The 24919-nt window shown below is 46.2% G+C and carries 21 protein-coding genes, 1 tRNA gene and 4 pseudogenes; 11 read left to right on the top strand and 15 right to left on the bottom strand.

What is annotated here, in order from left to right; genetic code table 11:
* The first annotated feature begins 5 nt into the window (after positions 1 to 5).
* Entirely contained in the window at positions 6 to 680 is a 675-nt protein-coding gene (locus EAO37_RS00725; RefSeq protein ID WP_120950960.1) for a VWA domain-containing protein, read from the top strand.
* Entirely contained in the window at positions 673 to 3207 is a 2535-nt protein-coding gene (locus EAO37_RS00720; protein ID WP_120950958.1) for a protein phosphatase 2C domain-containing protein, read from the top strand. The genes EAO37_RS00725 and EAO37_RS00720 overlap by 8 nt, the downstream gene beginning before the upstream one ends.
* A 16-nt stretch (positions 3208 to 3223) precedes the next feature.
* On the opposite strand, the gene EAO37_RS00715 is transcribed toward EAO37_RS00720, so the two are convergent.
* Complete coding sequence (locus EAO37_RS00715; protein WP_205589516.1) at positions 3224 to 3427, bottom strand: hypothetical protein; 204 nt, start codon at positions 3425 to 3427, stop codon at positions 3224 to 3226.
* 42 nt (positions 3428 to 3469) lie between these two features.
* On the opposite strand from EAO37_RS00715, the pseudogene EAO37_RS00710 reads away from it, so the two are divergent.
* The 3 genes and pseudogenes from EAO37_RS00710 to amiF form a co-directional block, all read left to right on the top strand.
* Positions 3470 to 4334: pseudogene (locus tag EAO37_RS00710) on the top strand (transposase); the annotation flags it as partial.
* A gap of 11 nt (positions 4335 to 4345) precedes the next feature.
* Entirely contained in the window at positions 4346 to 5482 is a 1137-nt protein-coding gene (locus EAO37_RS00705; protein WP_120951057.1) for a YbfB/YjiJ family MFS transporter, read from the top strand.
* A gap of 118 nt (positions 5483 to 5600) precedes the next feature.
* Positions 5601 to 5720, top strand: a pseudogene (gene amiF / locus EAO37_RS00700) (formamidase); the annotation flags it as partial.
* A gap of 84 nt (positions 5721 to 5804) precedes the next feature.
* On the opposite strand, the gene EAO37_RS09785 reads toward amiF, so the two are convergent.
* From EAO37_RS09785 to EAO37_RS00670, 7 genes are all read right to left on the bottom strand, one after another.
* Positions 5805 to 5927 (bottom strand): hypothetical protein, encoded by a 123-nt coding sequence (locus EAO37_RS09785; RefSeq protein WP_276206394.1) that lies wholly within the window; start codon positions 5925 to 5927, stop codon positions 5805 to 5807.
* A 273-nt stretch (positions 5928 to 6200) separates the two neighbouring features.
* The gene (locus EAO37_RS00695) at positions 6201 to 6761 is read right to left on the bottom strand and encodes an outer membrane beta-barrel protein (RefSeq protein WP_120945603.1); all 561 of its coding nucleotides are present in this window, start codon (positions 6759 to 6761) and stop codon (positions 6201 to 6203) included.
* Positions 6761 to 9808: an efflux RND transporter permease subunit gene (locus tag EAO37_RS00690; RefSeq protein WP_120945605.1), complete on the bottom strand. Its 3048-nt coding sequence runs from the start codon at positions 9806 to 9808 to the stop codon at positions 6761 to 6763. The genes EAO37_RS00695 and EAO37_RS00690 overlap by 1 nt, the downstream gene beginning before the upstream one ends.
* 9 nt (positions 9809 to 9817) lie before the next feature.
* Positions 9818 to 10513 (bottom strand): efflux RND transporter periplasmic adaptor subunit, encoded by a 696-nt coding sequence (locus tag EAO37_RS00685; protein WP_120945607.1) that lies wholly within the window; start codon positions 10511 to 10513, stop codon positions 9818 to 9820.
* A gap of 9 nt (positions 10514 to 10522) precedes the next feature.
* Entirely contained in the window at positions 10523 to 11770 is a 1248-nt protein-coding gene (locus tag EAO37_RS00680; protein WP_120945677.1) for a TolC family protein, read from the bottom strand.
* Positions 11771 to 11902: 132 nt separating this feature from the next.
* Positions 11903 to 11979, bottom strand: a tRNA-Arg gene (locus EAO37_RS00675).
* Between the two features lie 25 nt (positions 11980 to 12004).
* Positions 12005 to 12313, bottom strand: a complete 309-nt coding sequence (locus EAO37_RS00670) for an HU family DNA-binding protein (RefSeq protein WP_120945609.1) — start codon at positions 12311 to 12313, stop codon at positions 12005 to 12007.
* A gap of 149 nt (positions 12314 to 12462) precedes the next feature.
* On the opposite strand from EAO37_RS00670, the gene gap reads away from it, so the two are divergent.
* The 3 genes from gap to corA are packed head-to-tail and all read left to right on the top strand — an operon-like array spanning position 12463 to position 15630.
* Positions 12463 to 13464, top strand: a complete 1002-nt coding sequence (gene gap / locus EAO37_RS00665; RefSeq protein ID WP_120945679.1) for a type I glyceraldehyde-3-phosphate dehydrogenase — start codon at positions 12463 to 12465, stop codon at positions 13462 to 13464.
* A complete protein-coding gene (locus EAO37_RS00660; RefSeq protein ID WP_120945611.1) occupies positions 13448 to 14680 on the top strand; it encodes a phosphoglycerate kinase in 1233 nt (410 codons plus the stop codon). The genes gap and EAO37_RS00660 overlap by 17 nt, the downstream gene beginning before the upstream one ends.
* Entirely contained in the window at positions 14677 to 15630 is a 954-nt protein-coding gene (corA, locus tag EAO37_RS00655) for a magnesium/cobalt transporter CorA (RefSeq protein WP_120945613.1), read from the top strand. Before EAO37_RS00660 ends, corA begins: the two co-directional genes overlap by 4 nt.
* On the opposite strand, the gene EAO37_RS00650 is transcribed toward corA, so the two are convergent.
* The 7 genes and pseudogenes from EAO37_RS00650 to EAO37_RS00625 form a co-directional block, all read right to left on the bottom strand.
* A complete protein-coding gene (locus EAO37_RS00650) occupies positions 15627 to 16157 on the bottom strand; it encodes a PepSY domain-containing protein (protein WP_120945615.1) in 531 nt (176 codons plus the stop codon). The genes corA and EAO37_RS00650 overlap by 4 nt on opposite strands.
* A complete protein-coding gene (locus tag EAO37_RS00645) occupies positions 16157 to 17329 on the bottom strand; it encodes a glutathionylspermidine synthase family protein (RefSeq protein ID WP_120945617.1) in 1173 nt (390 codons plus the stop codon). Before EAO37_RS00645 ends, EAO37_RS00650 begins: the two co-directional genes overlap by 1 nt.
* Positions 17330 to 17479: 150 nt before the next feature.
* Positions 17480 to 18112: pseudogene (locus EAO37_RS00640) on the bottom strand (UPF0323 family lipoprotein); the annotation flags it as partial.
* Between the two features lie 36 nt (positions 18113 to 18148).
* Positions 18149 to 19825, bottom strand: a complete 1677-nt coding sequence (locus tag EAO37_RS00635) for a methyl-accepting chemotaxis protein (RefSeq protein WP_120950954.1) — start codon at positions 19823 to 19825, stop codon at positions 18149 to 18151.
* 70 nt (positions 19826 to 19895) lie between these two features.
* Complete coding sequence (locus EAO37_RS00630) at positions 19896 to 21407, bottom strand: methyl-accepting chemotaxis protein (protein ID WP_162982915.1); 1512 nt, start codon at positions 21405 to 21407, stop codon at positions 19896 to 19898.
* Complete coding sequence (locus tag EAO37_RS09120; protein ID WP_162982914.1) at positions 21380 to 21571, bottom strand: hypothetical protein; 192 nt, start codon at positions 21569 to 21571, stop codon at positions 21380 to 21382. Before EAO37_RS09120 ends, EAO37_RS00630 begins: the two co-directional genes overlap by 28 nt.
* Positions 21572 to 21627: 56 nt before the next feature.
* Positions 21628 to 22227 (bottom strand): phosphatase PAP2 family protein, encoded by a 600-nt coding sequence (locus tag EAO37_RS00625; RefSeq protein ID WP_276206393.1) that lies wholly within the window; start codon positions 22225 to 22227, stop codon positions 21628 to 21630.
* A 29-nt stretch (positions 22228 to 22256) separates the two neighbouring features.
* On the opposite strand from EAO37_RS00625, the pseudogene EAO37_RS00620 reads away from it, so the two are divergent.
* From EAO37_RS00620 to pdxA, 3 genes and pseudogenes are all read left to right on the top strand, one after another.
* A pseudogene (locus tag EAO37_RS00620) lies at positions 22257 to 23230 on the top strand (MraY family glycosyltransferase).
* Positions 23221 to 23994 carry a pyridoxine 5'-phosphate synthase gene (locus tag EAO37_RS00615; protein ID WP_120950952.1) on the top strand — a complete coding sequence of 258 codons (774 nt, stop codon included), beginning with the start codon at positions 23221 to 23223 and terminating at the stop codon, positions 23992 to 23994. Before EAO37_RS00620 ends, EAO37_RS00615 begins: the two are co-directional and overlap by 10 nt.
* Positions 23984 to 24907 carry a 4-hydroxythreonine-4-phosphate dehydrogenase gene (gene pdxA, locus EAO37_RS00610; protein ID WP_120950950.1) on the top strand — a complete coding sequence of 308 codons (924 nt, stop codon included), beginning with the start codon at positions 23984 to 23986 and terminating at the stop codon, positions 24905 to 24907. The genes EAO37_RS00615 and pdxA overlap by 11 nt, the downstream gene beginning before the upstream one ends.
* Positions 24908 to 24919 lie beyond the last annotated feature (12 nt).

Below are 24919 nucleotides of genomic sequence, written 5' to 3'. Positions count from 1 at the left end.
TAATAATGAGTGATTTAGACACAGAATACGACAATGAGTTAGCCGACAACCCCACCAAGAGAGTCCCGGTATGTCTTTGTTTGGATACCAGTAGCTCGATGAGTGGTGCGCCCATTGGCGAGGTCAATCAAGGCGTGGATTTGTTTTACCAAGCCGTCAATGACCACCCTATTGCCAAACAAGCCGCGGATGTGTGCATTGTAACCTTTGGCAATAATGGGGTGGATCTCGTGCAAGACTTTGAAAGTATTCGCGATCAATCCGCGCCTAGCTTCAATGCGGGAGGATATACCCCTATGGGTGCGGCGGTGAATGAAGCCCTTGATAGGCTTGAAGAGCGCAAAAAAGAATATAAAGACAATGGCACGGAGTATTTTCAGCCATGGCTAGTCATCATCACTGATGGCGAACCCACAGATGACATTAGCAGTGCGTCTAGGCGATCGAGCGATCTAGCTAATAACAAGAAACTCTCAATCTTCCCCATCATTGTAGAGGGAGGCGATGCGAACACTTTGGGGCAGTTTTCCCCACAACGCCGCCCTGTCAAATTGAAGGGCTTAAATTTTAAAGAGTTTTTTAAATGGCTAGCAGCCAGTATTGCCGTGGTTTCTCAGTCGCGCCCCGGACAAACGGTAGCGATGCCTCCTATGGACGATTGGGCGGAAATGGATGTCTGAAATTTGGCACACTATCGGGCACGCTGTGCGGGGCAGAGGGCATGAATTAGAAGACCCGCCCATCCCCTGCCAAGATAAAATTTACCCCCCTAAGCCTACAACCTACAGCGCACCGGGTGAAGTCGCCATCATCGCCCTAGCCGATGGCGCAGGTTCGGCTAGATTCTCCCATTTGGGCGCGCAAAGAACGACAGAAATCGTAGCCCAAGACCTACGCGAAAATTTCACACGCTATATCAATATGGCACACCCCAAAGAGGTTAGTGGCGCGCTTTTGGGGCGAGTCTTGCAAGCCTTGCAAGAGCTCTCTATCGAGCAGACCAACGCACTCCAGCGCGATAAAAGCGATATTGAGGGTATTTTTCAAGCTATTTTGGAGCAAATTAAAGACATACAAACATGGCAAGAGGGGCATAAATTGCCTCTTTTAGAGAGTGTGCAAGCCTTAGTAGAATACACCGCTCAAGATCACCAAAGATGCCAAGAGAGAGCCCAGCAACCTATCCAAAATGCCCTAGTAGGTATGGGTGAGAAAATCAAGACATTGCAACGCGCCTTTCAAGGCGAGGCTTACCAACTCAAATTTAGTCCGCTTAAAAACACGCTTGAAAAATTAGAGGAGGAAATTAAGAGGGCGTATTTGGCACTCTTTAGTGAGGAGAGTTCTAAGGAATTATTTAAACAAATCGCCCCCATAGAGAAACAATACTATACCATCAAAGATGAGATCGATAAGGCTACTGAGAAAGCCAAAAACAAGCGTAAAGGGGGGTTTAAAAGGTTTTTGCAATCGTGTTTGGACTTAGTGGGTTTAGGAAGCGACACTCAAACAGAATCGGAGGGGGTGCTCCACACCTTAGAAAACACCCCTCTTTTTAAACCCAGCTCCACGCCACTAACCATGCCCTCTAAAGCCCTCAAAGACTACAACCTAGAACGGATACAAAGGGCGATTATCAGCCATAAAGACACCCTAAAACAACAAATTGTGCGCTGTTTTGAGAGCTATCAAGCGTTTTTAGACAGAGTAGAAAGTGTCGATTTTAAGGAATGGGATGAGGAAAGTTTAGACTCTTTATCAATCGTTGTGAAGAGCAGGCACAAAGAGCTTAGGAGGCATCTTGAGCAAATCAGGGCGCAAATCCAGCAAGCCAACAAAACCACACAAGCCTATAAAAGCGATCTTTTAAACCAAATACACACCAAAGAGCAGGAATGCGCACGCCTAGAAAGGCAGTTTGAAGGTTTAAAGCGCGATGTGTTGCACTTAGAGGAGAATTTAAACGCAGATTTAGACAAGTTGCACAATAAGCTTATGGGTGTGAGCGCGCCCTACACTTGGCAAACCATGCAAAGTATTTTATTAGCCACTCAAAAAGAGAACCTACAAAAAGACTTTAAGCTCTATGGAGGCTATGCTACACAAAGCACGCAACTTAACCACGATCTCAAAGCTTTGAGTTTGAGTTTGCCCGGGCAAGTTTCAGGTCCGCGTGCTTTTAACAATGTGAGAGAGGCTATAAGAAACAATAAACTCGATAGCCCCCAACCGCTCCAAACCTCCACTACAAAAGATGTGTTAATTGCCCCTAGATACAATGGCTTTTTAGATCACATCAAAACCCTAGAAACACAAGCTCAAGATTTTAAGAATATGCAAGAGTGCCAAAAACAGCTAGAAAATTTTGCAAATGAAGTTACAAGCTTGGACACAACACTAAACCAAGCCTTAAGCTCTCTGATCTCTTGCTGTGGAGATTTACAAACATACATCCAGAAACTCCAAGCCCAAACCCTTTGGCGCGCTGAGGACCTGCGCGCTCTCAACGCCATTCCCCTTGATTCTTGTTTAGATAACCTAGAAAAGGGCTTTGATGTGGAAAAGAGACTCATAGAACGCTTCAAAAAAGAGTTTCAAAAATCTAGCCCATCTGCCCCGCGCTTTAAATTTACATTGCAACATAACTGCCAAAGACTCCAAGAGGTGATCCAAAATAAAGCCTGCGATCTGCACGATCTCGCCTCTACCTTGCTTGTGGTAGCGATTAAGGGCGATGAATTTTTATTATTGCACTTGGGGGATGGTATTTGTGGGGTGTTAAAAGATCGCACTTTAGTGGTCGCCAGCCACCCGGACAATGGCGAATTTAGCAATGAAACCATCTTCACCACCTCCAAAAATGCCGCCTTGAGTGTCAAAATGTTTAAGGGCAACTTGAGCACGAAAAATTTTAGCGGCTTTGTGTTGATGTCTGATGGCGCGGGCGAGTCGTTTTATAAAAACAAAGAGCGCATTTTAGTCCCTCTCTTGCAAGATTACATGAATGTCGCACGCACCCCGGGGTTGCATGACAAAGTCCAAAGTGCCCTAGAAAACTTGCTAGAAACACGCGTGAAAGAAAAAACAACCGATGATTGCAGTGTGGTCATGTTGCTTAGAGAAAGCACAGAGCCTTTAAGCCCTTCAGAGCAGAAACTAAAAGTATTTGTGCAAACTCCCCCCAGTATAAACAAGAGCCAAGCTTAAGCGCGCCTAGCGCGTCTTACTTGGCGATGATCTGTTTGAAATTACCCAAGCTAGGATCAAAGACTAAGAAGCGTTTGGGGATGTTTTTATACTTGATCATGGCGTGGTTGAAATCCTCAATATTGTGCACCGCGATCATCTCGATTTGGCTAATGATGTCCCCATGTTTGAAGCCTAATTCTTCGGCTTTGGAATTGGGCTTGACTTCTTGGACAAACACCCCATGGATCTCAAGAACAAATGCAAGAAGTGGTAGAGGATCATGTTACAACTCACCCACAAGATTGAACTACAGCCTAACAACAAGGCACAGACTCACTTTAGAAAGGCTTTTGGCTGTGCCAGATTAGCTTATAATTGGGGCTTGGCTAAGTGGAGAGAGAATTATCAAAATGGCATTAAATCTAACCGCTTTGCCCTCAAAAAAGAGTTTAACGCTCTTAAAAGAGAAAAATACCCCTTTGTCTATGAGGTTACCAAATACGCCACAGCCCAGCCCTTTACACACCTAAAACTAGCCTTTGACAAGTTTTTTAGAGATTTGAAGTTAGGTAAGGTGAGTTATCCAAAATTCAAAAAGAAAAGAGAATATCAAGGGAGCTTTTACATTGGTGGAGATCAGATAAAGATTATTCAGGGCGATAAAAAGGACTATCTTAAAATCCCTAACTTGCCTAAAATCAAAATGACGCAGAAACTTAGATTTAAAGGCAAAATCAATGGGGCGACTATTTCACAAAACAGCTCTAAGTTTTTCGTTTCAATCCAAATCAACACCACACAAGAGGAGTTTGAGCGCACCCATAAACCTATTAAAAATAACCACGCTCTAGGCATTGACACAGGTATTAAAGCTTTTGTCAGTCTATCTAATGGTTTGCAAATTAGCGCACCCAAGCCCTTAGCTAGGCTGACAAGACGGCTTCAAAGACTTGCTAGACAACTTAGCAAAAAACGCCATTCAAAAACCAAGAATGACAGGATTAAGAAGTCTAGCAATTATCTTAAAGCCAGCTTGCGCCTAAGTGCTTTGCACACCCGCATTGCTAATATCCGCAATGACTTTTTACACAAGCTTAAGCACTGCCCTCATCAGGCATGCTAAAATAAGATGTTTAGAAAGATTGGGGCTGTGTGTATGAGAGCGCGTATCTTTGCTTGTTTCTTGGCGACTTTTGTTTCCAATGGTTTGGCGCGATTTGGCTATGTGGTCTTGATCCCCTTTTTGATCCTCTCAGGCAAGCTTAGCGAAGCCCAAAGTATCCAGCTGGGTATCGCGGTGATGGTGGGCTATATCTTTGGGAGTGCTGCTCTCAACTTCTTGCAAAAATACCTCTCATTAGAAGGCATTGCCAAGATCAGTTTCTTGGTGGTGGCTTTGAGTTTCTTTGCCTGCTTTTTTGATTCCCTGCCCTTTGTCTGGGCGTGGGTGTGGCGTTTTTTAGCGGGCATCGCCTCGGCGTGCTTGATGGTGCTTTCTGCGCCCCTATGCCTATCTTTTGTGCGCGAGCGATCCCGTTCGCTGGTGAGCGGTTTGATTTTTAGTGGGATTGGGGTGGGGGCTGTTTTTAGCGGATTTATTCTGCCCCACTTTGCCCACGCCATTGATTGGGCGTGGGTGTTTCTAGGGGGGATTAGTTTGCTAGCCTTTCTCATTTCTAGCGTCTCTTTAAGGACACTCCACCCCCCTAAGCCAGATCTTGCTACGCGACAGAGTGCTAAAATCCCCTACTTCTTTGTCTTGCTCTTGATCTCTGTTGTGCTAAACGCCATTGGCTATCTGCCCCACACACTCTTTTGGGTGGATTACTTGGTACGCTTCTTGCATTTTAGTAACGCAAGCGCGGGCGCGTCATGGGCATTTTTTGGCTTTGGGGCGGCTTTAGGCACGATTTTAAGCGCTTCGCTAGCCCAATGGGTGGGTTTGAAACACGCTTCCAGCATTATCTTATGCCTCAAAACCCTCTCTTGTCTCATTGCCGCTTATTCTGCCCATCTCTTTTGGTTAGATCTCTCTATTTTTCTAATGGGTTTTGGCACAACGGGGAATTTAACCCTCACTAGCACCATGGCGTTCCACATCATGGGCAAGGCGCATTTCGTGCAAGCTTCCAGCCTTGTTACGATGAGTTTTGGGATTTTCCAAGCTCTTTTTTCTTTTATCTTTACCCTAGCTCTAGGGCATTTGAGCTTCACTTCAATGTTTCTTGTGTGTGGGGTCGCGCTCTTTGTGAGCTTTATTGTGTTACTCCCTATTCCCAAGTCTATCTTTTAGGGATGGATGGGCATTCCTGAGTCCCTAAAATCCTCCTTTTGTTTACCCTGTATTAAAAGAGTTCTTTTAGTGCTCCGCAAGCAACTTTAGTTGCTTATTTTATTCACAAGGAGTTTTTATGGGTAGCATTGGAAGTATGGGTAAACCCATTGAGGGGTTTTTGGTAGCGGCCATCCAGTTCCCCGTCCCCGTGGTTAACAGCCGAGCAGACATTGACAAAAACATTGAAAGCATCATTGTGGGGTTGCGCTCTTTGTGAGCTTTATTTAAGAATGTAGCTACTATGCATATAGCAAATATGAAACGGCAAAATTTTTCCGCATCAAATATCCTGCGCGTTTAAATTGAGGCGTTCTAGCTCTAATTGGAGGTTTCTTGTGGTCTGGCTTAAAATCCCCTTGAGGGTGCTTTGTGCCTGCACGCTAGAGTTAGCCGCTTCAGCCAAAAAAGCCGCTAGATGCCCGCTTTCATCGGCTCTAATAGCGCGTATAAACGCCTCTTGTCTTTGGGTGTATTGAGCGTGTTTTTGTTGTTAGAGTGAAAAGTGCAAGAGAACATCGCGTGCAGCTTAGATCGCACCAATTAGTGCCAGTAGTTAGGTTTGCTCCCTTGCCTTAATAAGCGTTTTGCGCTCTACAGACACCAATGCATGCACCTTATTGGCTTTTAGTCCCCAGTTGCCTCCATGCAAACTGGACTTAATGAGTCCTATGAGTGTTCAAAACAAGTAGGCGTAAGAGGCGATCCAATAGTAGGTTTGGATAAATCCGTGGTGATTAAGGGATTTGATTCTCCCAAAGGGGATTTTTACACCCAACTCCACACGGTGTTGCTGTTCGATTGTGCCCCCCAAACCCACATTGAAAACCCCATTATAACCCATAAAATTGCGCGCGCTCACGGAGCTATTTAAGACTTCTGCGCTTTGAAAATACCCAAACCCCAAGCCCAAATAAGTGCCCACTACCATTTTTTTAGAGAGGCGGTAAAAGTCGTTGATCATATCCACATTGGCGCTTAAAAAAGAATACACTCTAGTGTGTAGGGCGGTGGGTCTGAGCGCCATGATGTAGTCTATATCCACCCTTAGGGCAAAGTATTTATGCGCGTCAAATTGATAGCCCCCATAAATCCCCCATAAAAAGTTATTTTGCCAGGGCGTTGAAGTGGATTTGGTGGTTTGAAAGCCCGTGTTCACCCCGATGAAAATGCGGTTTTTAGATGGATTATCTGCCACAAGAGCCGATCCACACAATAAAAACGCCGCCAATATTCTCATCAAACCCCCCGATAAAATCTCTTAATCTTATCATCTAAGGGAGCTAAGAGGCGATAAAAAATAGGCACGACTAATAGGCTTAGCATCATAGATACCATCAGCCCCCCACTCATGGCAATCCCAATAGGGGATTTCATCGCCGCACCCTGCCCGCTAGCTAGAGCTAGGGGCAACATCCCACACACCATTGCAATGGTGGTCATTAAAATGGGGCGCAAACGCGACTCTCCGGCTAAAATGATCGCCTCCACAATGCCATGCCCTTCTTTGCGCCGATCGTTGGCAATGTCAATAATGAGAGTGGCGTTTTTGCCCACCATGCCAATTAAAAGAATCAAGCCCATTAAAGAAAACATGCTCATAGGCTGGTGCACCAAACCTAGCGCAAAAAACGCCCCAGAGAAACTTAAAGGCATGGTAACCATGATAATTAGGGGCTCTAAAAACGATTCATAAAGCGCAGCTAGGATCATATAAATGAGGATAAACGCTGTGGCAATCGCCACCCCAAAGGCTTGGTTGCTCTCTTTGAGTTTGTCGGCATCCCCTGCAAAGGTGTAGGCTACCCCTTGTGCTAACCACTCTTTAGAGTGCTTTTGGACTTGGGTCAATAACTCGCCCAAATCCACCCCATCAGCGGGTCTAGCTAGCACGGTTACACTGCGTTGGCGGTTATAGCGGGTGATATTAGAGGCGACCTTGCGCTCTGTAATCTCGATCAACCCGTCTAAAAACATCAATTTGCCCTCTTTATTGCGGATTTGTAGGCGTTTGATCGCATCAATGTCTGTTTTTTTATTGGCGGGAACACGGATGATGATGTCGTATTCTCTGCCATGTTCTTTAAAATAGCTCACGCGGTTTTCTCCAGAGAGCGCATCGCTCACCACAGAGGCGATCGCTTGGGCACTCACCCCGTATTTTGTAGTCGCCGCGCGCAAAACCCTTAGCTGGTATTGGGTTTGGGAGTCGGAGGTGTTGGTGTGATAGCCTGCGACCTTGCCTTTTAGCTCCGGGCTCTCTAGTAAGAATTTTTTCAAGCCCGCCACGCTTTTATCCACTAAGGCTTGTGAGGACGCATAGACATACACTTGAAAAGCCGAACTATCCCCCCCGCCAATCAAGGGCACTTGGGCTAGATTGATAGACACCAAATCCTTAGCTTCGGGTAGGGCGTGCAGTTTAACCCCCAAGTCTTTCATGATGGCAAATTGGTTTTTGGTGTGGGGAGTTTTTAGGCGCACATAGAATTTTCCCTTAAAGGTGCTTTGGATATTCCCATAACCCACTTGCATGGAGTCAAATTCCACATCGGGGTCTTTTTCGATCACCGCTTGCAGGGCTTGCATTTTTTTCAACATCTCTTTAAGACTGATGTCGGTATTGGCTTTCACAAAGACATAGAACATACCCCGATCTTCTTGCAACATAAATTCCATGCCCAGCTTTTTAGCCACATGCAAAGAAGATAAAAACACGCCCGCTACCACTAGCCCCACGATCAGTTTATGATTTAAGATCCAAGCTAATAAACGCGCATAAGCCTTTTCCATGCCTTGAAAAAAGGGCTCGGTGCGTTTATAGAGTGCAGAGGGTTTGGGGCTCACTAAAATAGAGCTTAGCATGGGGATGACTGTTACCACCACCACATAGGAGATCACAATAGCCAGCGCGACCGTGATCCCAAAGCTTTGGAAAAATCGCCCTACAATCCCACTCATATTCCCCACTGGAATAAATACGGATAATAACATCGCTGAGATGGCGATGATGGCAAAGGCGATCTCATGCACGCCCTCATAGCTAGCACTCTTTTTATCCATCCCCGCTTCTAATTTTTTGTGGATATTTTCAATAATGACGATCGCATCGTCAATAATAATCCCAATGGAGAGGGTGAGGGCGACCATGGTGAGCATGTTTAAAGAAAAGCCCATCCAATCAATGAGCGCAAAAGTCCCCATCACAGAGATAGGGATACTCATGGCTGAAACAAAGGTGATAGAGAGGCTTCTTAAAAACACAAAGACTACAGAGATCGCTAAAATCCCCCCTAAGATTAAGTCAAACTTGACATCTTTAATGGAGTGGCGGGTGTAGTCTGTGGTGTCTAAAAAGGGGCGCAAAGCATAGCCCGGACTTAGCGCGCGCATCGCCTCCATTTCCCTATAAATGCCATCCACGATTTTAATTTCATTAGCCCCGGCGATCTTTTGTACCTCTAGCACAATGCCCTGTTCGTGCCCATAACTCGCGTAAGTGATGTCTGGATCGATGCCCTTTTCAAGGGTAGCAATATCGCTCAAGCGCACATGGTTGCCAATTTGGATATTGGCTAGATCGTTTAGGGTATAGCTATTGCCATCTACTAAAATAGCGTAATTCTTTTGATCCCCGACAATCTTACCCCCGTCCATCTCTAGGTTTTGGGTTTTAAGGGCGTTGTAGAGGTCTACATAAGTGAGCCCGTATTTATTCATCAAGCTAGGATCGGCATAAATGCGTACCTGCTTTTCTTGAAAGCCCTGCAACTGCACCCCGCCCACACCATCGATCTTTTGGAGCATGGGTTTGATGATGTTTTTGGCGTGGTCGTTGATCTCAGCTAAAGTTTTTTGCTTGCTAGTTAAAAAGATAGAGAGGATTGCCTGTCCGCTGGTGTCTACCTTATCAATGGCAGGCTTGCGGATATTGGGATCATCAAAGCTGACTGAAGACACCTTGTTGATAATGTCGTTGAGCGCGGTGGTGATGGGTTTTTCTAGCACAAACTCCACCACTACAATGCTAATATTGCGCGCGCTATTGGAGGTAACTTTTTTGATCCCATCCACCCCCATAACCGCTTCTTCTACCTTGTCGGTTACTTTACTCTCTACAATGTCCGCACTAGCCCCCGGGTAAGCGGTTTTGACCACCACGATGGGGAAGTCAATATTAGGGAAAAGCGCCACACTGATTTTTTTGAGTGCCATGGTGCCAAAAAAGACCACCATGAGGGCAAACATTAGGGTAGTAACAGGTCTTTCAATGGCGAATTTATACACGCAACCCCCCTATTGGATAAACCCATCCCCAAAGACCCCGGGCACTAAAGTGCTATTAGGGGGTAAGAGGGCTTCTGCGCTCACCTTGCGCGTGCTCACATCAATAGTGGGGTAAATCTTGGTGATGAGCACTTGTTTTTTCTGGGGATTACCATCAATACTATAGATAAATTTATCCCCCACCTTGACATCGGGGAGGTATTTAGAATCAAATTCTAAAACCATTTTTAATTTTTTACTCACAAGCCTAAAGAGAATGGTATTATTAGCCCCCATACCCTCGCCCAGCTCAATGTTCTTACTGGCGATCACGCCATCAAAGGGGGCTTTTAGAATCGTCTTTTCCACCACCGCTTGGGCATAATTGCGATCAAATTCTAGTTTTTTATAATCCGCATAATACTTATCCAAAGTGTTTTTATCGATTGCGCCCCCGATTTTTTTGTAGCGTTCGTATTGTTTTTGCATGAAATTAAACTGCTGGACAATCGAATCCACTTGGGATTTTTTATCTTTATTGTAGAGGGTGAGCAAAATATCCCCCTTTTTGACCACACTCCCCACATCCACATAAATGGCATCCACGATGCCCGAAGAATCTAAGGTTAAATTCGCATCCTCTAGGGCTTCTACATTAAAAATTGCATACACTTCTTTAGCCCCAAGTCCCACTAACAACAGCAGGACGCATAACATAGCTTTCATGGTTGATCCTTAGCGCACATAATCTTGGATATGGTGTCCGCTGTAAAAAATATAATTGGCTTTTTGCATTTCATAATTATTGAGCGATTGGTTGTAGATCACCTCCGCGTCAAAGCGCGTGCGCAGGGCTCTTAAATAGGTGGTGAAATCCACCAAACTCGCGTTATATTTCTTCTTAATGCTCTCATAAGACACGGTAGCCGATTTCAAGCTCGCTTCAGAACTGCGGATTTTAGAGCGCGCCATGTCTAAGGATTTGCGGTAAAGCTGTTCGTCCTTTTGTTGCTCCATTTTTTTATACATGAGGGTTTTTTCTTGAGAGAGTTGGTTGAGGCGCAAATACTGCTTTTGCAAGTTAATGCCAATGTCATTTAAGATATTAAGCCCGACTACAATCCCAAAGGTGTTTTGTTGGTTAGGAAAGAGGTTGCCAAATCTGTTATCCTTGCCCCGGGCAAAAGCAGGCTTTTCAATGTAGTATTGCCAATCGTCATTGACATCGATTGTGGGGTAGTAATTGAGTTGCTTATTTTGGTAGTGGATAGCCGTGATCTGCTCTCTTAGCGCGCGCAAATCCGCGCGCTCTTTAAGTCCTAGATTGGGTTCCAAAATCGTGGTGCGCTTCAAAGAAGGGATCTTAGAATTGGTCAAATACTCCAAAGTCAGGCGATTCTGCTCAATAGAAAATTCCATGTCTGTGATGTCGTTTTCACTCAGCGCTCCCTGCGCTTTAGCGCTTTCTAAATTGTCAATGGTTGTCAAGCCTTGATCGAAGAGTTGGCTAACACGCTTGATGTCCGCGCGCAATTCAGCCAGCTTGCGCTTCAGGGCTACAAGTTGGGCTAGGTTGTTGAAATACTGGTAATACTGCTGCACCACTTGCAAGTAAATACTCTGCTTTGTGTACTCCATGTTAGCGCTGTTGGAACGGTAGGTGGCTGACTTCTCGCGCACATTGTTGACATCGCTAAAGCCATTGAAAAGGTTCAATTTTAAATTCGTGTTGAGCAGTTGCATATTATAGTTGGGGAAAAAAGGCGTGTCTCTGTCCCGGCGGTTAAAAGTGTAATTGCTCGTCATGGTAGGCAGAAACTTAGCTTTAGCGATGGCATGGTTTTTGAGGGCTTGACTCACCTGTAGGCGGGCTGCTTGCAAAGAATAGTTATTGTCGGCGTTTTTAATGAGTTCAGACAAGCCTAAAGCCCCTCCGGTAGTGTTGGCAAACTTGTTCTCTTCTATGGCTTCTAACTGCTCGATTCCTAGAGCTAGAGTGCCCGTGGGGTGGTATGCTTCTAATTCTAGGGCGTGCACAGAAACCCCAAAAGTCCACAAACAACACAAGCACCAGAAAAAGTTAGAACGCAAGTCGAACTCCCTATGTGAATTGCTTGGTGTCCTTGGCGGGATTTGAACCCACGGCCTTACGATTAGGAATCGTACGCTCTATCCAACTGAGCTACAAGGACAAGCGCGCCCTAGGCGCGTAGGACACTATTTTTTCTTTTTGCTAACAGCCACTTTAGAAGCGGCCACCACATCTTTAAGTACTTTGCCCGGCTTGAACTTAGGCACCATCTTGTCCTTAGTGGTGTAATTCTTATCGCTCCCGGGAACTTTGCCTTTTTTGCCCTTTTGCAAAACGGCTTCAAATTTCCCAAAACCCACTAACTCCACGCTCTCATGCCCGCTCAAAGCTTTTTCTACCGCCTTGACAAAGCCATTCAACGCTGCCTCTGTTTCTTTCTTGTCTTTAAACCCGCCTTCCTTTTGCATCAAGTCCAAAAACTCCAATTTTTTCATCGCGCTTCCTTCCATTGTAATTTCTCGCAAAACACGGACACCATTATACTACAAAATCGCTTTAATCGCGTCAATTACGCCTTTAAGAGCCCTTCAAGTTAGCTATTGTATGATACAAGGTTTTAATAAAAACTAAAGGGGCTAGTTTGGTGCGTGTGGCGATCAACGGGACAGGGCGCATTGGTTTGTGTGCCGCGCGCATTGTGGCACAACGCGAGGACATGGAGTTAGTCGCCCTCAATTCTACTTGCCATTTAGACACCCTGATTCACTTGTTGCGTTATGACTCTTTGCATAGGCACAACATGCGCGTAGAAAAGATAGATGCGCAACATCTGTGCATGGGCAATAGCCTAAGCGTGCGTTTTTTGCAAGAACGCGATCCCTCTAAGTTAGATTTTGGCAACGCGCAGGTGGTTTTAGAATGCACGGGAAAATTTAACGACATCCATCTAGCTAAAGCGCATCTAAAAAATGCCATAGAGCGCGTTATTATTTCTGCGCCAGCCACCAATACCCCCACTTTTGTGTATGGCGTGAATCACAGCGCTTATGCCAATGAACCCATCATCTCCAACGCCTCTTGCACCACTAATGCCTTAGCCCCGCTATTATTAGTGCTTGATGAAAATTTTGGCATCGAACACGCGTTGATGAGCACGATTCACAGCTACACTAACGATCAAAATCTTCTAGACTCCAAACATAAAGACCTACGCCGTGCTAGAGCCGCAGGGTTAAATATGATCCCCACGAGCACCGGGGTCAATAAGGCTCTAGCCCACATCTTGCCCCATCTAGCCCCTAAAGTTAAGGGCTTAGCCTTGCGCGTGCCCACTCCGGTGGTGAGCTTGATTGATTTGAGTGTGCATACCCATCAAGAGATGAGCTTAGAGGGCATCCATGCGAGCATGCAATTAGCCAGCCGCACGCATTTAAAGGGCATTTTAGGCATTGATACCCACCAAAGAGTTTCTAGCGATTTTATTGATAGCCCCTATAGCGCGATCTATATTGAGGATCAAACCTTAGTTTTAGATAAACACCATGCTAAGATATTGGCGTGGTATGATAATGAGATGGGTTATTCTCAACGGCTAGTGGAGATGGCTTATTACACAATGAAAGGGATACATGCTAGCAGGAATTAAGCGCATGCAAGAGGTTTTGGGAATCCAAGATGTGGCGTTGCAAGATCGAAATGTGGTGATCCGCGTGGATTTCAATGTGCCTTTGGATAAAGATTTCAATATCACAGAAGACACGCGCATGCGCGAAAGCATCCCTACGATCAATTACTGCATTGACAATGGAGCGCGCTCAGTGGTGTTGGTGGGGCATTTAGGGCGACCTGAACCCCAATTTGATGGGGATAAACAGAGTCAATTTTCTTTCAGCCATCTAGTCAAACGCCTAGAGAGGTTACTCAATAAAGAGGTCTTTTTTGCGCACTCTTTGGAAATGGCTAAACAATTGCAAGCCACACACACTAACCCGGTGGTTTTGGTTGAAAATTTGCGCTTTTATAGGGGCGAAAAGCAAAACGATCCAGAATTTGCCAAAGAATTAGCCAGTTTGTGCGATGTCTATGTCAATGATGCCTTTGGCACGAGCCATCGCAAACACGCTAGCACTTATGGGATTGCTGAATTTGTGCCCACTAAGGTCGCGGGTTTTTTGCTTAAAAAAGAGATCAACTCCTTTGCTAAGGCTCTAGCCAATCCCTTGCGCCCCGTGCTCTTGATCGTGGGGGGTTCTAAGGTGAGTTCTAAACTCAAACTATTGCACAATATTTTAGATCGCGTGGATAAGATCATCATCGGGGGCGCGATGAGTAACACCTTTTTAAAAGCCTTAGGTTACCACATGCAAGCTTCCCTCGTGGAAGAGGATTTGGTTCAAGAAGCCTTAGAGATTTTGCAAGTGGCTAAAAAAAAGGGTGTGCATGTGTATTTGCCTGTGGATGTGGTGAGTAGCACCCACACGGATTACACCGATCATGTGCAAATCACTCCCGCCCAAGACATTCCCTTAAATCATATGGCTGTTGATATTGGACCAGCTACCTCTAAGCTCTTCTCTTTGGTGATTGCCAGCAGCCAAACCATCATTTGGAACGGACCGCTTGGAGTCTATGAAGTGCCTCTTTTCAGTCGGGGCTCATTCCAAATTGCTCATAGTATCTCTAATACCTATGCTTTCTCTTTGATTGGAGGGGGGGATACTATTGATGTCTTGACGCGTGCGGGTTATAAGGACAGTGTGAGTTTCATCTCCACAGGCGGGGGGGCGAGTTTGGAGCTCTTAGAGGGCAAGATTTTAGTCGCCTTTGAAGTGTTGGATCGCAAGACTCAAGAGCGCGCATGATCAATGTCTTTGCCAAGAATCACGATTTTGTTGAAATCTTCGCTTTTCAGGGCTTTGAGAGTTTTCCCTTTGAGGAACAAAATATTCTTTGGTATGAACTCATCAACCCCACCTTTGCTGAACTCTGCTGTATCGCGCAAAATTACGATCTCAATCTCTATGAGGATCCCGAAAAAAGCGCGGTGGTGAAGTATTGGGAAAACAGCACTTCTATCACGATCAACACCTACTTTATCTACAAAGACTCGCCCCTAGCTTTCCACACGCAAGCCATCACCTACTTTATCGCCAATAATATCCTCTTCACGCTTTATAGTGGAGATTATCCCATCTTCCAAGAAGTGCAGCGGCGCGTGCTAGCCAGCCCCAAAAAATTCCATGACGGCTTTGACATCTTGGCTAAAATCCTAGAGCTCTACTTTGAAAAGGGCGCAGACTGCCTAGAGGAAGTCAATCGCGAAACCAGCGTGTTGCGCAAGCAAATTGTCTTTGATTTAGAGGCTTGCACCCATGAGGAAACCTTAATTTCTCTTTCTTTCTTGCAGGAATTTAACATGGAATTGCGCGATTCTTTATTTGACAAACGGCGCATCATCACCGCCCTTTTAAAGAGTAACAAGGTCGATAGCGAAACCAAGAACGATTTTAATATCATCATCAAGGATTTTAATTCTTTAGTGGAGTTTAGCACGGCTAATCTCAACGCCCTAGATAATATCCAAAACCTTTTCACTTCCCAAGTCAATGTAGAGCAAAATAAGATCATCAAACTGTTTACCGTGGCGACAATGGCGATGATGCCCCCTACTCTAATTGGGACAATCTATGGGATGAATTTTGAGTTCATGCCTGAATTGCGCTGGGAATTTGGCTACCCGGTGGCGATCGTGGCGATGATTGTTTCTACAATTCTGCCTATTTTGTATTTCAAAAAGAAGGGGTGGCTCTAGGCTAACGCAAGCAAGCTTCCCAGTGTGCTAAGCCCTAAGATAAAGGCGATGAAGATGCCCTTGGTGTTTTTGCGCTTGAAACCCATAAGCAGACCACTCACATAGAACAAGCACAAGAACACCCCAAAGATAATTCCCCATATCTCTAAAGCCTTGCCCGCTTTACCCTTGTGCACCTGCATGATCACCCCTAGCGCGCTGCGCCGGATACTTGTGATCACACTTCTATCCCCCTTAGCACTCAAATTGATCTCATAACCCGCCGTGCCAATGAGTAAAGCCCCCTTGTGTCTTCTAGGTTCAATCTTAGAGGGTAAGGCGATGTTTTTTTGTTTTAAAAAGTCTAGGAGAAATTCTAATTCTTTTTCTTTGGGTGCAAGGGGCGCACTCCACTTAGTGATCTGCGCTCCGCTATTGGCGTTGAAACCCAACAAAAACGCCACCCCACTAACCACAAACAGCAACGCCACGGGCAGAAAAAACACGCTAGCATAAGCGTGGAATTTGTAGAGGTTTTGCAGGGACATTATTGCAAAATATGGCTAGCAAATTTAGAATAATTGTCCATCACCAGCCCCCCCTTGCGAAAACCCAGCCCACACGCCTCATAGGCAAAAAACACATTGGGTTGGTAGTAAAACTCCCCCACCCTATTAAGCGGGGCGTATTCTTGATACACCGGCTTATGATTACCATATACCCCCTGTGTTTGGAAAACCACGCTCAAATCGGGATTTAAAATTTGCACATTCGCCCCCTCTCTACCAAAAGAAACCTTGCGCACTTGTTTTTTGTTTTGCAAGGGCTCATAACTGGCTTCTAAAAGCAGGGGGTGGTTGGGGTAGCGCTCCCAAAGCACCTTTAAAAAGCGTTTGCTTTGGAAAAGGAGCGTATAAGCGGGGTTTAAAAAAATAGTATTTTGGTTAGCCATCATGTCTTGCATGAGCAAGGCTAATTCGGGCTCATCAATGGCGATACTCTCCCAAGGCACTAACTTAAATAAAAACTCGTAATTCACGCCCTCAAAGAATACGCCCGTTTGTGCGTTGAATTGCACCTCATCCATGTAAGCAAAATGCGTTTGAAAGCCCGCACTTTGCGCGGCATCTTGTAAAAATTTCACACTTCTCTCTTCCTCAGAACTCCCCCGCACACTAGAAAAGAGAATCTTCCAACCCTCATACATATTTTCAAAAGCACTCACATCCTCGCTCAGAGTTACAAGGCGTTTAAAATTCTGGCTCAAAGCTTCATGGATGTTGTTAAATTGCAAATCCTCATTATAGCCATTGTGTTTGAGCAAAGCCCATTGAACCACAGCACTCTCATAGAGCATGGTAGGCGTGTCCGCGTTAAACTCCAAAAGCTTAATGGGCTGTCCATCTAACCCTCCAGCTAAATCAAAACGCCCATAAATATGCCAATGCACCTCTTCTTCAAAGCTTTGCTTAATCATAGGAATCAAGCTATTAGGAATATCTAGCTCAAAAAAGCGTTCTTGATCAATGACCATCTGCGCGGTCTCTACAAACATGTCATAGAGTTCATTGCAGGCTTCATAATAGGCATTGGCTTCTTGCTGGCTCACCACCACTAAATCATTGCTAATATAGGGGCTAGCATCTAAATCGGTGTGCCAATCTAGTCCGATCTCCTCTAAGGCTTGGGCACTCAAGGGGTTTAAAGTTTTAAGGCGCATGGTTGTCCTTTAAGAAATATTAGATCCGCGTTGCGTTCCAAAAAACCCGCTACGCCCCTGTTGCGTGGTGTTTTGTGTGGGGGTTGAGGGGGTGGTTGGATGGGCTAGGGGTCTGTTTTGGTTAGCCGGGCTTGTGGCTGAGCTTGGACTCGCATTTGTCGCTGGGCTTGTGGTCGGGCTGTGGTTTTGCGATCCAAAAAACCCGCTACGGTTGGGGCTAGCTGGAGGCGTGCCTGCCGTTCCTCTAAAATTATTTTGGCTGCGTTGGTAGGCTTGGGGTGAGCTGTAATTTCTCTGGGCGTTTTGTTGGTAATTGGGATTATTAAAAAGCTTATTGCCAATGTAGCTCCCCAAAATAGCTCCAGCCGCGCTCCCCAAAATAGCCGCGCCAATGCCAAGCCCTGAGCCCCCTCCCTCAGCGGGGGGTTTGGTCAGCTGGCTGCTCCCCTTGTCTATCTTAGCCTCCTCCTCTTTGATAAGCTTTTGCACCTCTTCATCGCTCAACATGCGCTCCTTGCCCTGCATGTCGCGCACCACGACTCGGGTTTTGTCGCTGGGGTATTCTTCAGCCACCTTGTAACTCTTATCGGGCTGTTCTTGCAAGATCACCAGCGCGCCCTTTTTGATCTGCTGGGTTTGGCTACTACTTTCTTTGGGCTTTTCTGGGGTGTTTTGCGGGGCTTTTTGTGAATCGTCCTTACAACCAGCCAAAGCCACTACCACCACCGCGCTAAGCCCCCCTACAATGGCGTAATCTGAGATTTTCCTAAATGGAGTTTGCATTTTTACCCTTGTGTTAAAAGCTTTCATATTAGCATATCATATTTTAAACTGCCCGATGTCTGAGTCCAATTCCACGGTCGAGGTGTGTAGAGAATTGGCTAACTCTAGCACCTTGAGCGCATTTTGGACGGATTGCTGGGCGTTTTTCTCAACATTGGTGAGCTTTTCAAGCATGGCGCTAATATTTTCACCCGTCTTTGTGTAATTGCGGATAAACCCATGCGTGTTCTCAATCATGGTTTCAATATCCGCGCTCATGCCTTTAAAATTCTTTTGCACCTCCAAACTATTCTCACTCAAATCCTTGATTTTCTTGGAATTATGATTCATTTGGCTGGCGACATCATTAATTTCTTGGACAATCACCCCAATGGTGGAATTGATCTCAGAAAGAGATTTCTGCGTGCGCGCGGCTAGGTTTCTCACTTCATCAGCCACCACCGCAAAGCCTCTGCCATGTTCACCCGCGCGTGCGGCTTCGATGGCGGCATTCAAGGCTAATAAATTGGTTTGGTCGGCGATTTCGTTAATGAAATGCAAAATCCCTTTCACACTGTCGGCATTTTTACTGAGCTGTTCAATTTGCACTGAGAGCTCCTCTTCTGTGCGCGCGACCTCTAAAATGTAATCGAGCATGCCAGCAAGCGAAGTGTTGGAGACATGGATTGAGTCCTGAGTCCTGCCTAATTTGCTGCCCACTTCCTGAGCTTCCCCGATTAACACCCCCATAGTGTTAGAAAAATCCAAAGAAGAGAGGTGGAGTTCCCTAATCATTGCAAGGTTGGTGCGTGTGTAGCCGGTGGCATTGGTGATAAACTTTTGTAGCGAATCTGCTAAGGTTTTATTTTCCATGCTGTGGTGCTGGACATTTTTCATCACCTCATGGATACTCTCCACAAAGTGGTTGATATAAGTTCCCGCCTGCCCGATCTCATCATGAGGATAGGTAACCTTAAAACGGCTGGTGAGATCTTTATCTCCATGCGAAAAGGTGGCGATTCGAGTCACCAAAGCCTTGAGGCGGTTAAAAATGGTGAAATACATTAAAATAGCCGAAATGGCGACAATGCCTGCCATGATGCTCACATTCCATGCCACCAAGATTTTGGCATCATCCCTATCTTGTTTTTTAACCCGTGTTTCCAAAGTGCCAAAATCCTTGATGATGTCGCTGTAATAAGAAGTAACAGCTAGCACAAGATTTCCAGAAGGGTCTAAGTGGGCATAGGCGACTTTGGATTCAGGCTTACCCCCCACATTTTTAGGGACTTTATAGCGCACATACCCCCCGCCCGCATTGGCTTGCTCGATTAAATCTTTAACATAGGCGATGTGATCGGCGCTCATTAAATCGAGACCATTCTTGCCTTCATGGGAGGGGTTAGCTGGGTCTAAAAGCACTGTTCCGGTCTTTTCTAGCACCAAGATGTAGTAGATGCTAGTGTCGCCATTGATCTCTTGCAATAAGTTTAAAATAGAGCGCACAGCTTCTTGTTTGCTTTGGGTGTGGTAAAACACGCGCAAGGAACGCTCCAATAAGCCATACATGTATTTAAGAGCGTATTCCTTCTTTTGGATGTCATCTTGCTCGGTCTCCTCAATAATATCCTGCACTAATTTGTGTCTCTTATAGTCAGCCACAACCACCAAGATCGTCCCCATCACCACCAAAGATATAAAGAGATTTCCCACGATTTTTAGACTCAAACGCATGCCATCTCTCTTTGAATAGATATGCAGGCACTAATATACACCATAAAGCAAAATTTACAGCATAAACCCTCTAAATCTTAAATTGTTTGATATTAGCGTCTAATTCCAAGGCTGAGGTGTGCAAGGAATTGGAAAGATTTAGCACTTCTTGGGTATTGCGCGCGCCCTCTTGGGTGCTCTGTTCGATGGAGTTGAGTTTGGCGATCATGCCTGCGATGTCTTCGCTGGTTTTGAGATAATTGCGGATAAAGTTCTGGGTGTCGCTCAACATGCCCCCCATCTCCACGCTCATGCCCTCAAAGCTCTGTTGCACCTGCGCGCTATTGGTGCTCAAATCGCGGATTTTCTTAGAGTTATGCCCCATTTGAGTCGCCACATCATTAACTTCTTGGACAATCACCCCAATGGTGGAATTGATCTCAGAAAGAGATTTCTGCGTGCGCGCGGCTAGGTTCCTCACTTCATCAGCCACCACCGCAAAGCCTCTGCCATGCTCGCCCGCGCGTGCGGCTTCAATGGCGGCGTTGAGCGCGAGCAAATTGGTTTGGTTAGCGATGTCGTCAATGATGTGCAAAATCGCCTTGACATTGTCCGCGTTCTTACTCAGTTGTTCAATTTGCAAGGCTAGGGTTTCCTCAGTCTGCGCGCTCTCTATGATATGCCCTAACATGCCACTTAGCGCGCTATTGGATTGGTTGATCGAATCTTGGGTTTTACCCAATTTGTCGCTCACGCTCTGGGCTTCGTTCAAAGAGGTTTTCATCGTTGTTGAGAGGTCTAAAGAGGTGTTATAAAGCTGTTTGATCTCTTGGATACTGTGTTGGGTGTTGGCGGTGGTTTGGGCGATGATCGTGTTCAAAGAAGTGGCAAGTTGGCGGTTTTGCACGCTGTGTTGCGAGATGTTTTTAACTACGCCATGGATGTCCTCCACAAAACCATTGATCAAGGCTCCGGTTTGGGCGATTTCATCTTTAGAATGATCGGGAGGGAAACGGCTGGTTAAATCCTTATCTCCTTGCGTGAAAGCGACCACCTTGGACATTAAAGTCTTTAGGCGTGTAAAAATCGTCCAACGCATGAATAGAGCCGAACAGAGGAGAATCCCCACAATCACACAGACATACAACCCCACCACAGTCGCCCATTCCTTAGCTTCTTGGGCTTTAGCCATCTTGGCTAGGGCTTGTGCGTCTTGGGCGATGTCGCTGTAATAAGAAGTTACCGCAAAGATCAAATTCTCTTCAGGATCAAAGTGCACATACGCCACTTTGGGTTCAGGCACACCCCCAGCCACCTTAGGCATTTCATAGCGCACATAGCCCCCACCCGCCCTAGCTGTGTCCAAAAATGCGCGCACATAGTAAACCCCATCAGTGCTTTTGAGTTCTAACCCACTCTTGCCCTGCATATGGGGCATGACTGGATCGTAGATCACCTTGCCGGTCTTATCCACCGCCACGATGTAGTAAATGTCTGGGCTATTATTGATCTCAGCAATGAGGTCTAGAGCCGATTGTAAAGCCATTTCTTGATTCTGTGTGCGGTGGAAAATTCTCAAGGAGTATTCCAGCACAGAATACATGTGTTTGAGATTGTATTCCTTCTTGGCGATGTTTGCTTTTTGGCAATGTGGGTGATGTGGTAGACGAGTTCTTTGCGCATGTAGGCGGCTACGCACAGGACAACAATCCCCATCGCCACTAGAGATAAAAACACATTGAGCAACATCTTGGAACCTAAGCGCATACGCACCCCCTAAAAAAAGAGCAATTCTAACATTATCCCCTAAGAATAGCAATGAGTCAAAATCTATAATGCACTGCTAACCCATAATGCGCCCCTCTCTTTTCATCTAGCCCAATTTCAGGATAAAGCTCCCAATTGCGGCGGTATTTGGAGGTAAAGAGATAGGCAAAACCCCAGCCAATCAAACTCCCCACCACCACTTGTAAAATCGTGTGTTTGCGCGCCACCACACGACTCGCATCAGTCAATACGGCTAAAGCGATCACAGGCAAAGCCGGTTTCCAGCCATAGCGATAAAACACAAACCCGGCTGCACTCCATGCCCCCCCGGCATGCCCGCTGGGCATCCCCCGCCAGCTATCACAACAAGGGCGTTTAGCAAAGGGCACTTTAACCCCGCGATCATGCGCGCTTTGGAACGCTCCCTTGATCCCATAAATCACCCCTTGGGTTACAAAACTCCCTATGGCTAATTCCCCTAGCCCTCTATAATCGCGCATACCAAGGCTCACTACCCCCACAAAAATGGGCATCAAGCGCAAGACATCCCCAATATCTTCTAAAATCTTGACTTCTTGTGCACTAGGCGCACCCTCCAAGCGCGCACAGAGTAACAACGCCAAACCTGCTCGCATGATTTTTTGCATAACCCCCATTATAGCATTTTGTTAGGTATAATGCGGGTATGTGGATCTATTTCCTGCTTAGTTTTTGTTGTGCGTTGGGGGTGATTTTTTACTCTAGGCGCGCGTCTTTGTTTGTGGATAATGCCCACAAGCCCCAAGGTTTCCACACCCAAAAAACCCGCGCGCGGGGGGACTAGGGATTTTCTTAGTCTTTGTGCTAAGCGGTGGATTGTCTTGGAATATCCTAATAGGTGGAATCTTGGTGTTTCTTAGCGGATTTTTAGAGGATGCTAATCGCCCTTTAAGCCCTAAAAAACGCCTTTTGTTGCAAAGTGCGGGTGTGGGCTTGCTGGTGAGCACGGGGTCGCTTGTTTTGAGAGATTTTAATCCCCTGCTTACCCTGCCCCTTTGGTTTGCATGGTTTTTTAGCGTCTTTATGCTTGTGGGCGTGATCAACGCGATGAATATCATTGATGGCTTTAATGGGCTGGCTGGGGGCTTGAGCGTGGTGGCGTTAGGGATTTTATATGCCATTGAGCCTAACCCCGCACTCTTAGCCCTCTTGCTAGGGGTATTGGGCTTTTTAGTGCTCAATTTCCCTAAGGGGTATATTTTCTTAGGCGATGGGGGGGCTTACCTCTTGGGGCTAGTGTGTGGGGTAAGTTTGATGGATTTAGCCCTTAGAGGGGTGGTGAGCGTGTGGTTTGGGCTGGCTTTAATGGTGTATCCGGTAACAGAGGTTTTATTCTCCATTGCTAGGCGCAAACTCCAAAAGCAAAAAGCCACTCTGCCCGATGCCCTACACCTGCACACCTTACTTTTTAAAACTCTATCGCGCCAAAACACCCCCCTAAACCCCAATGCCCTAACGGGTTTGGTGGTGGTGCTCTTAAATCTCCCCTTTATGCTGGTCAGCTTTGTTACTCGCCACCACCCTTATGCGCTTTTAAGCTTGATTGGGGTGTTTGTGTGCGGGTATTTAACCCTTTATCAATGGCTTTTAAACCACTCTAAGGAGTCTTCTTGCGCTTAGGTTTGAATATCGATCACATCGCTACGCTCAGAGAGGCGCGCAAAATCCATGAGCCCGACCCCCTAGAGGCGATCTTTATTGCTAAAAATGTGGGCGTGGATTTGATCACTTTGCATTTAAGAGAAGATCGCCGCCATATCCATGAAGACGATGTGTCTAGTGTGATCAAACACGCCCCCATGCCAGTCAATGTAGAATGCGCGATCGATCCTAAGATCACGCAAATTTTATGCGCACAACGCCCCTTTAAGGTTACTTTAGTGCCCGAAAAGCGCGCTGAAATCACCACAGAGGGGGGGCTTAACTTAAAACACCCCCAACTCCCCCAAACCATCCAAACTTATTTAGAACATGGCATAGAGGTCGCCCTCTTTATTGATCCGGGTTTAGAAAACTTAGAGCGCGCGCGCGATCTGGGGGCGCGTGTGGTGGAGTTACACACGGGGCAATTTAGCAATCTTTACAACACCCTTTACTCCAACTTCAAACACCATAAAAACCGCCTCAATTTGGATCACGCTAACCTAAAAACGCGCCTAGATACAAGCTTGCAAGAGTTGGAGCAAAGCACCTTAGCCGGGGAGAAAATGGGGCTGGAGATGTGCGCTGGGCATGGTTTGAATTATTTTAATGTGGGGCTGGTGGCACGCATACCAAGTTTGCAAGAGCTCAATATTGGGCATGCGATCATGGCTAGAGCGATTATTGTAGGCTTAGAGCGTGCGCTTATAGACATGCAAGAGGCAATCAGAATTGCGCGCTAGAATAGCCATCTCTATTGGGGATGTCAATGGTGTAGGTTTAGAGATCGCCCTTAAAGCCCACGCCAAGATTAGCCAAATCTGCCAACCGATCTACTGCGTGCATCAAGAACTCTTAGAGCGCGCGGACGCACTTTTAGATCATGCCTACACTACCACCCTAGAAAATATGCAATGTGTGGCTATCAACGCCCCCCTGCCCCCCATTAAGCCCGCCCAAATCACCAAAGAAAGCGGATTTTATAGCTATGCTAGCTTTCTACACGCCCTTGATTTAGCCGACTCCAAAGAGGTGGGCGGGGTATGCACTCTGTCCATTCACAAAAAGGCATGGCAATTAGCCGGGGTGAGCGCGCCTGGACACACCGCGCTTTTAAGAGATCGCTACAAACAAGAGGCGATCATGATGCTTGGTTGCCCTAGCTTGTGGGTCGCCCTCTTTAGCGATCATATCCCCTTAAGCGCAGTGAGTGAGCGCGTGCGCTTAGAGCCCCTAGTAGAGTTTTTACACACTTTGGGGCGGGTCTTACCCCAAGCTAGCCAGATTGTGATCTTAGGGATTGATCCACATTGTGGGGATGGAGGGGCGATTGGGGTGCAAGATCATATCGTGCAAGAGGCGATTAATCAGGCTAACCACACGCTAAAAACACCAAAATTTTTAGGACCTATCCCGGCTGATAGTGCCTTTGCGCCCCACTTTAGACAAAAGCACTGCTATTTTGCCGCACTTTATCACGATGTGGGACTAGCCCCGCTCAAAGCCCTGTATTTTGAAGAGAGTATCAATGTGTCTTTAAATCTGCCCATTAAACGCACCAGCGTGGATCACGGCTGTGCTTTTGATATTGCCTATCAAAATTTGGCGAACACAAAGAGTTATGAAAACGCTATAGAGTGGTTGGTGGGGGGCTAGCCCCCTTAAAGA

The sequence above is a fragment of the Helicobacter sp. L8 genome (assembly GCF_003660355.1).
Taxonomy (GTDB): Bacteria; Campylobacterota; Campylobacteria; order Campylobacterales; family Helicobacteraceae; genus Helicobacter; species Helicobacter labacensis.
Note: the sequence above shows the minus strand (reverse complement) of the source record. Positions and strands in the feature narration are given on the sequence as shown.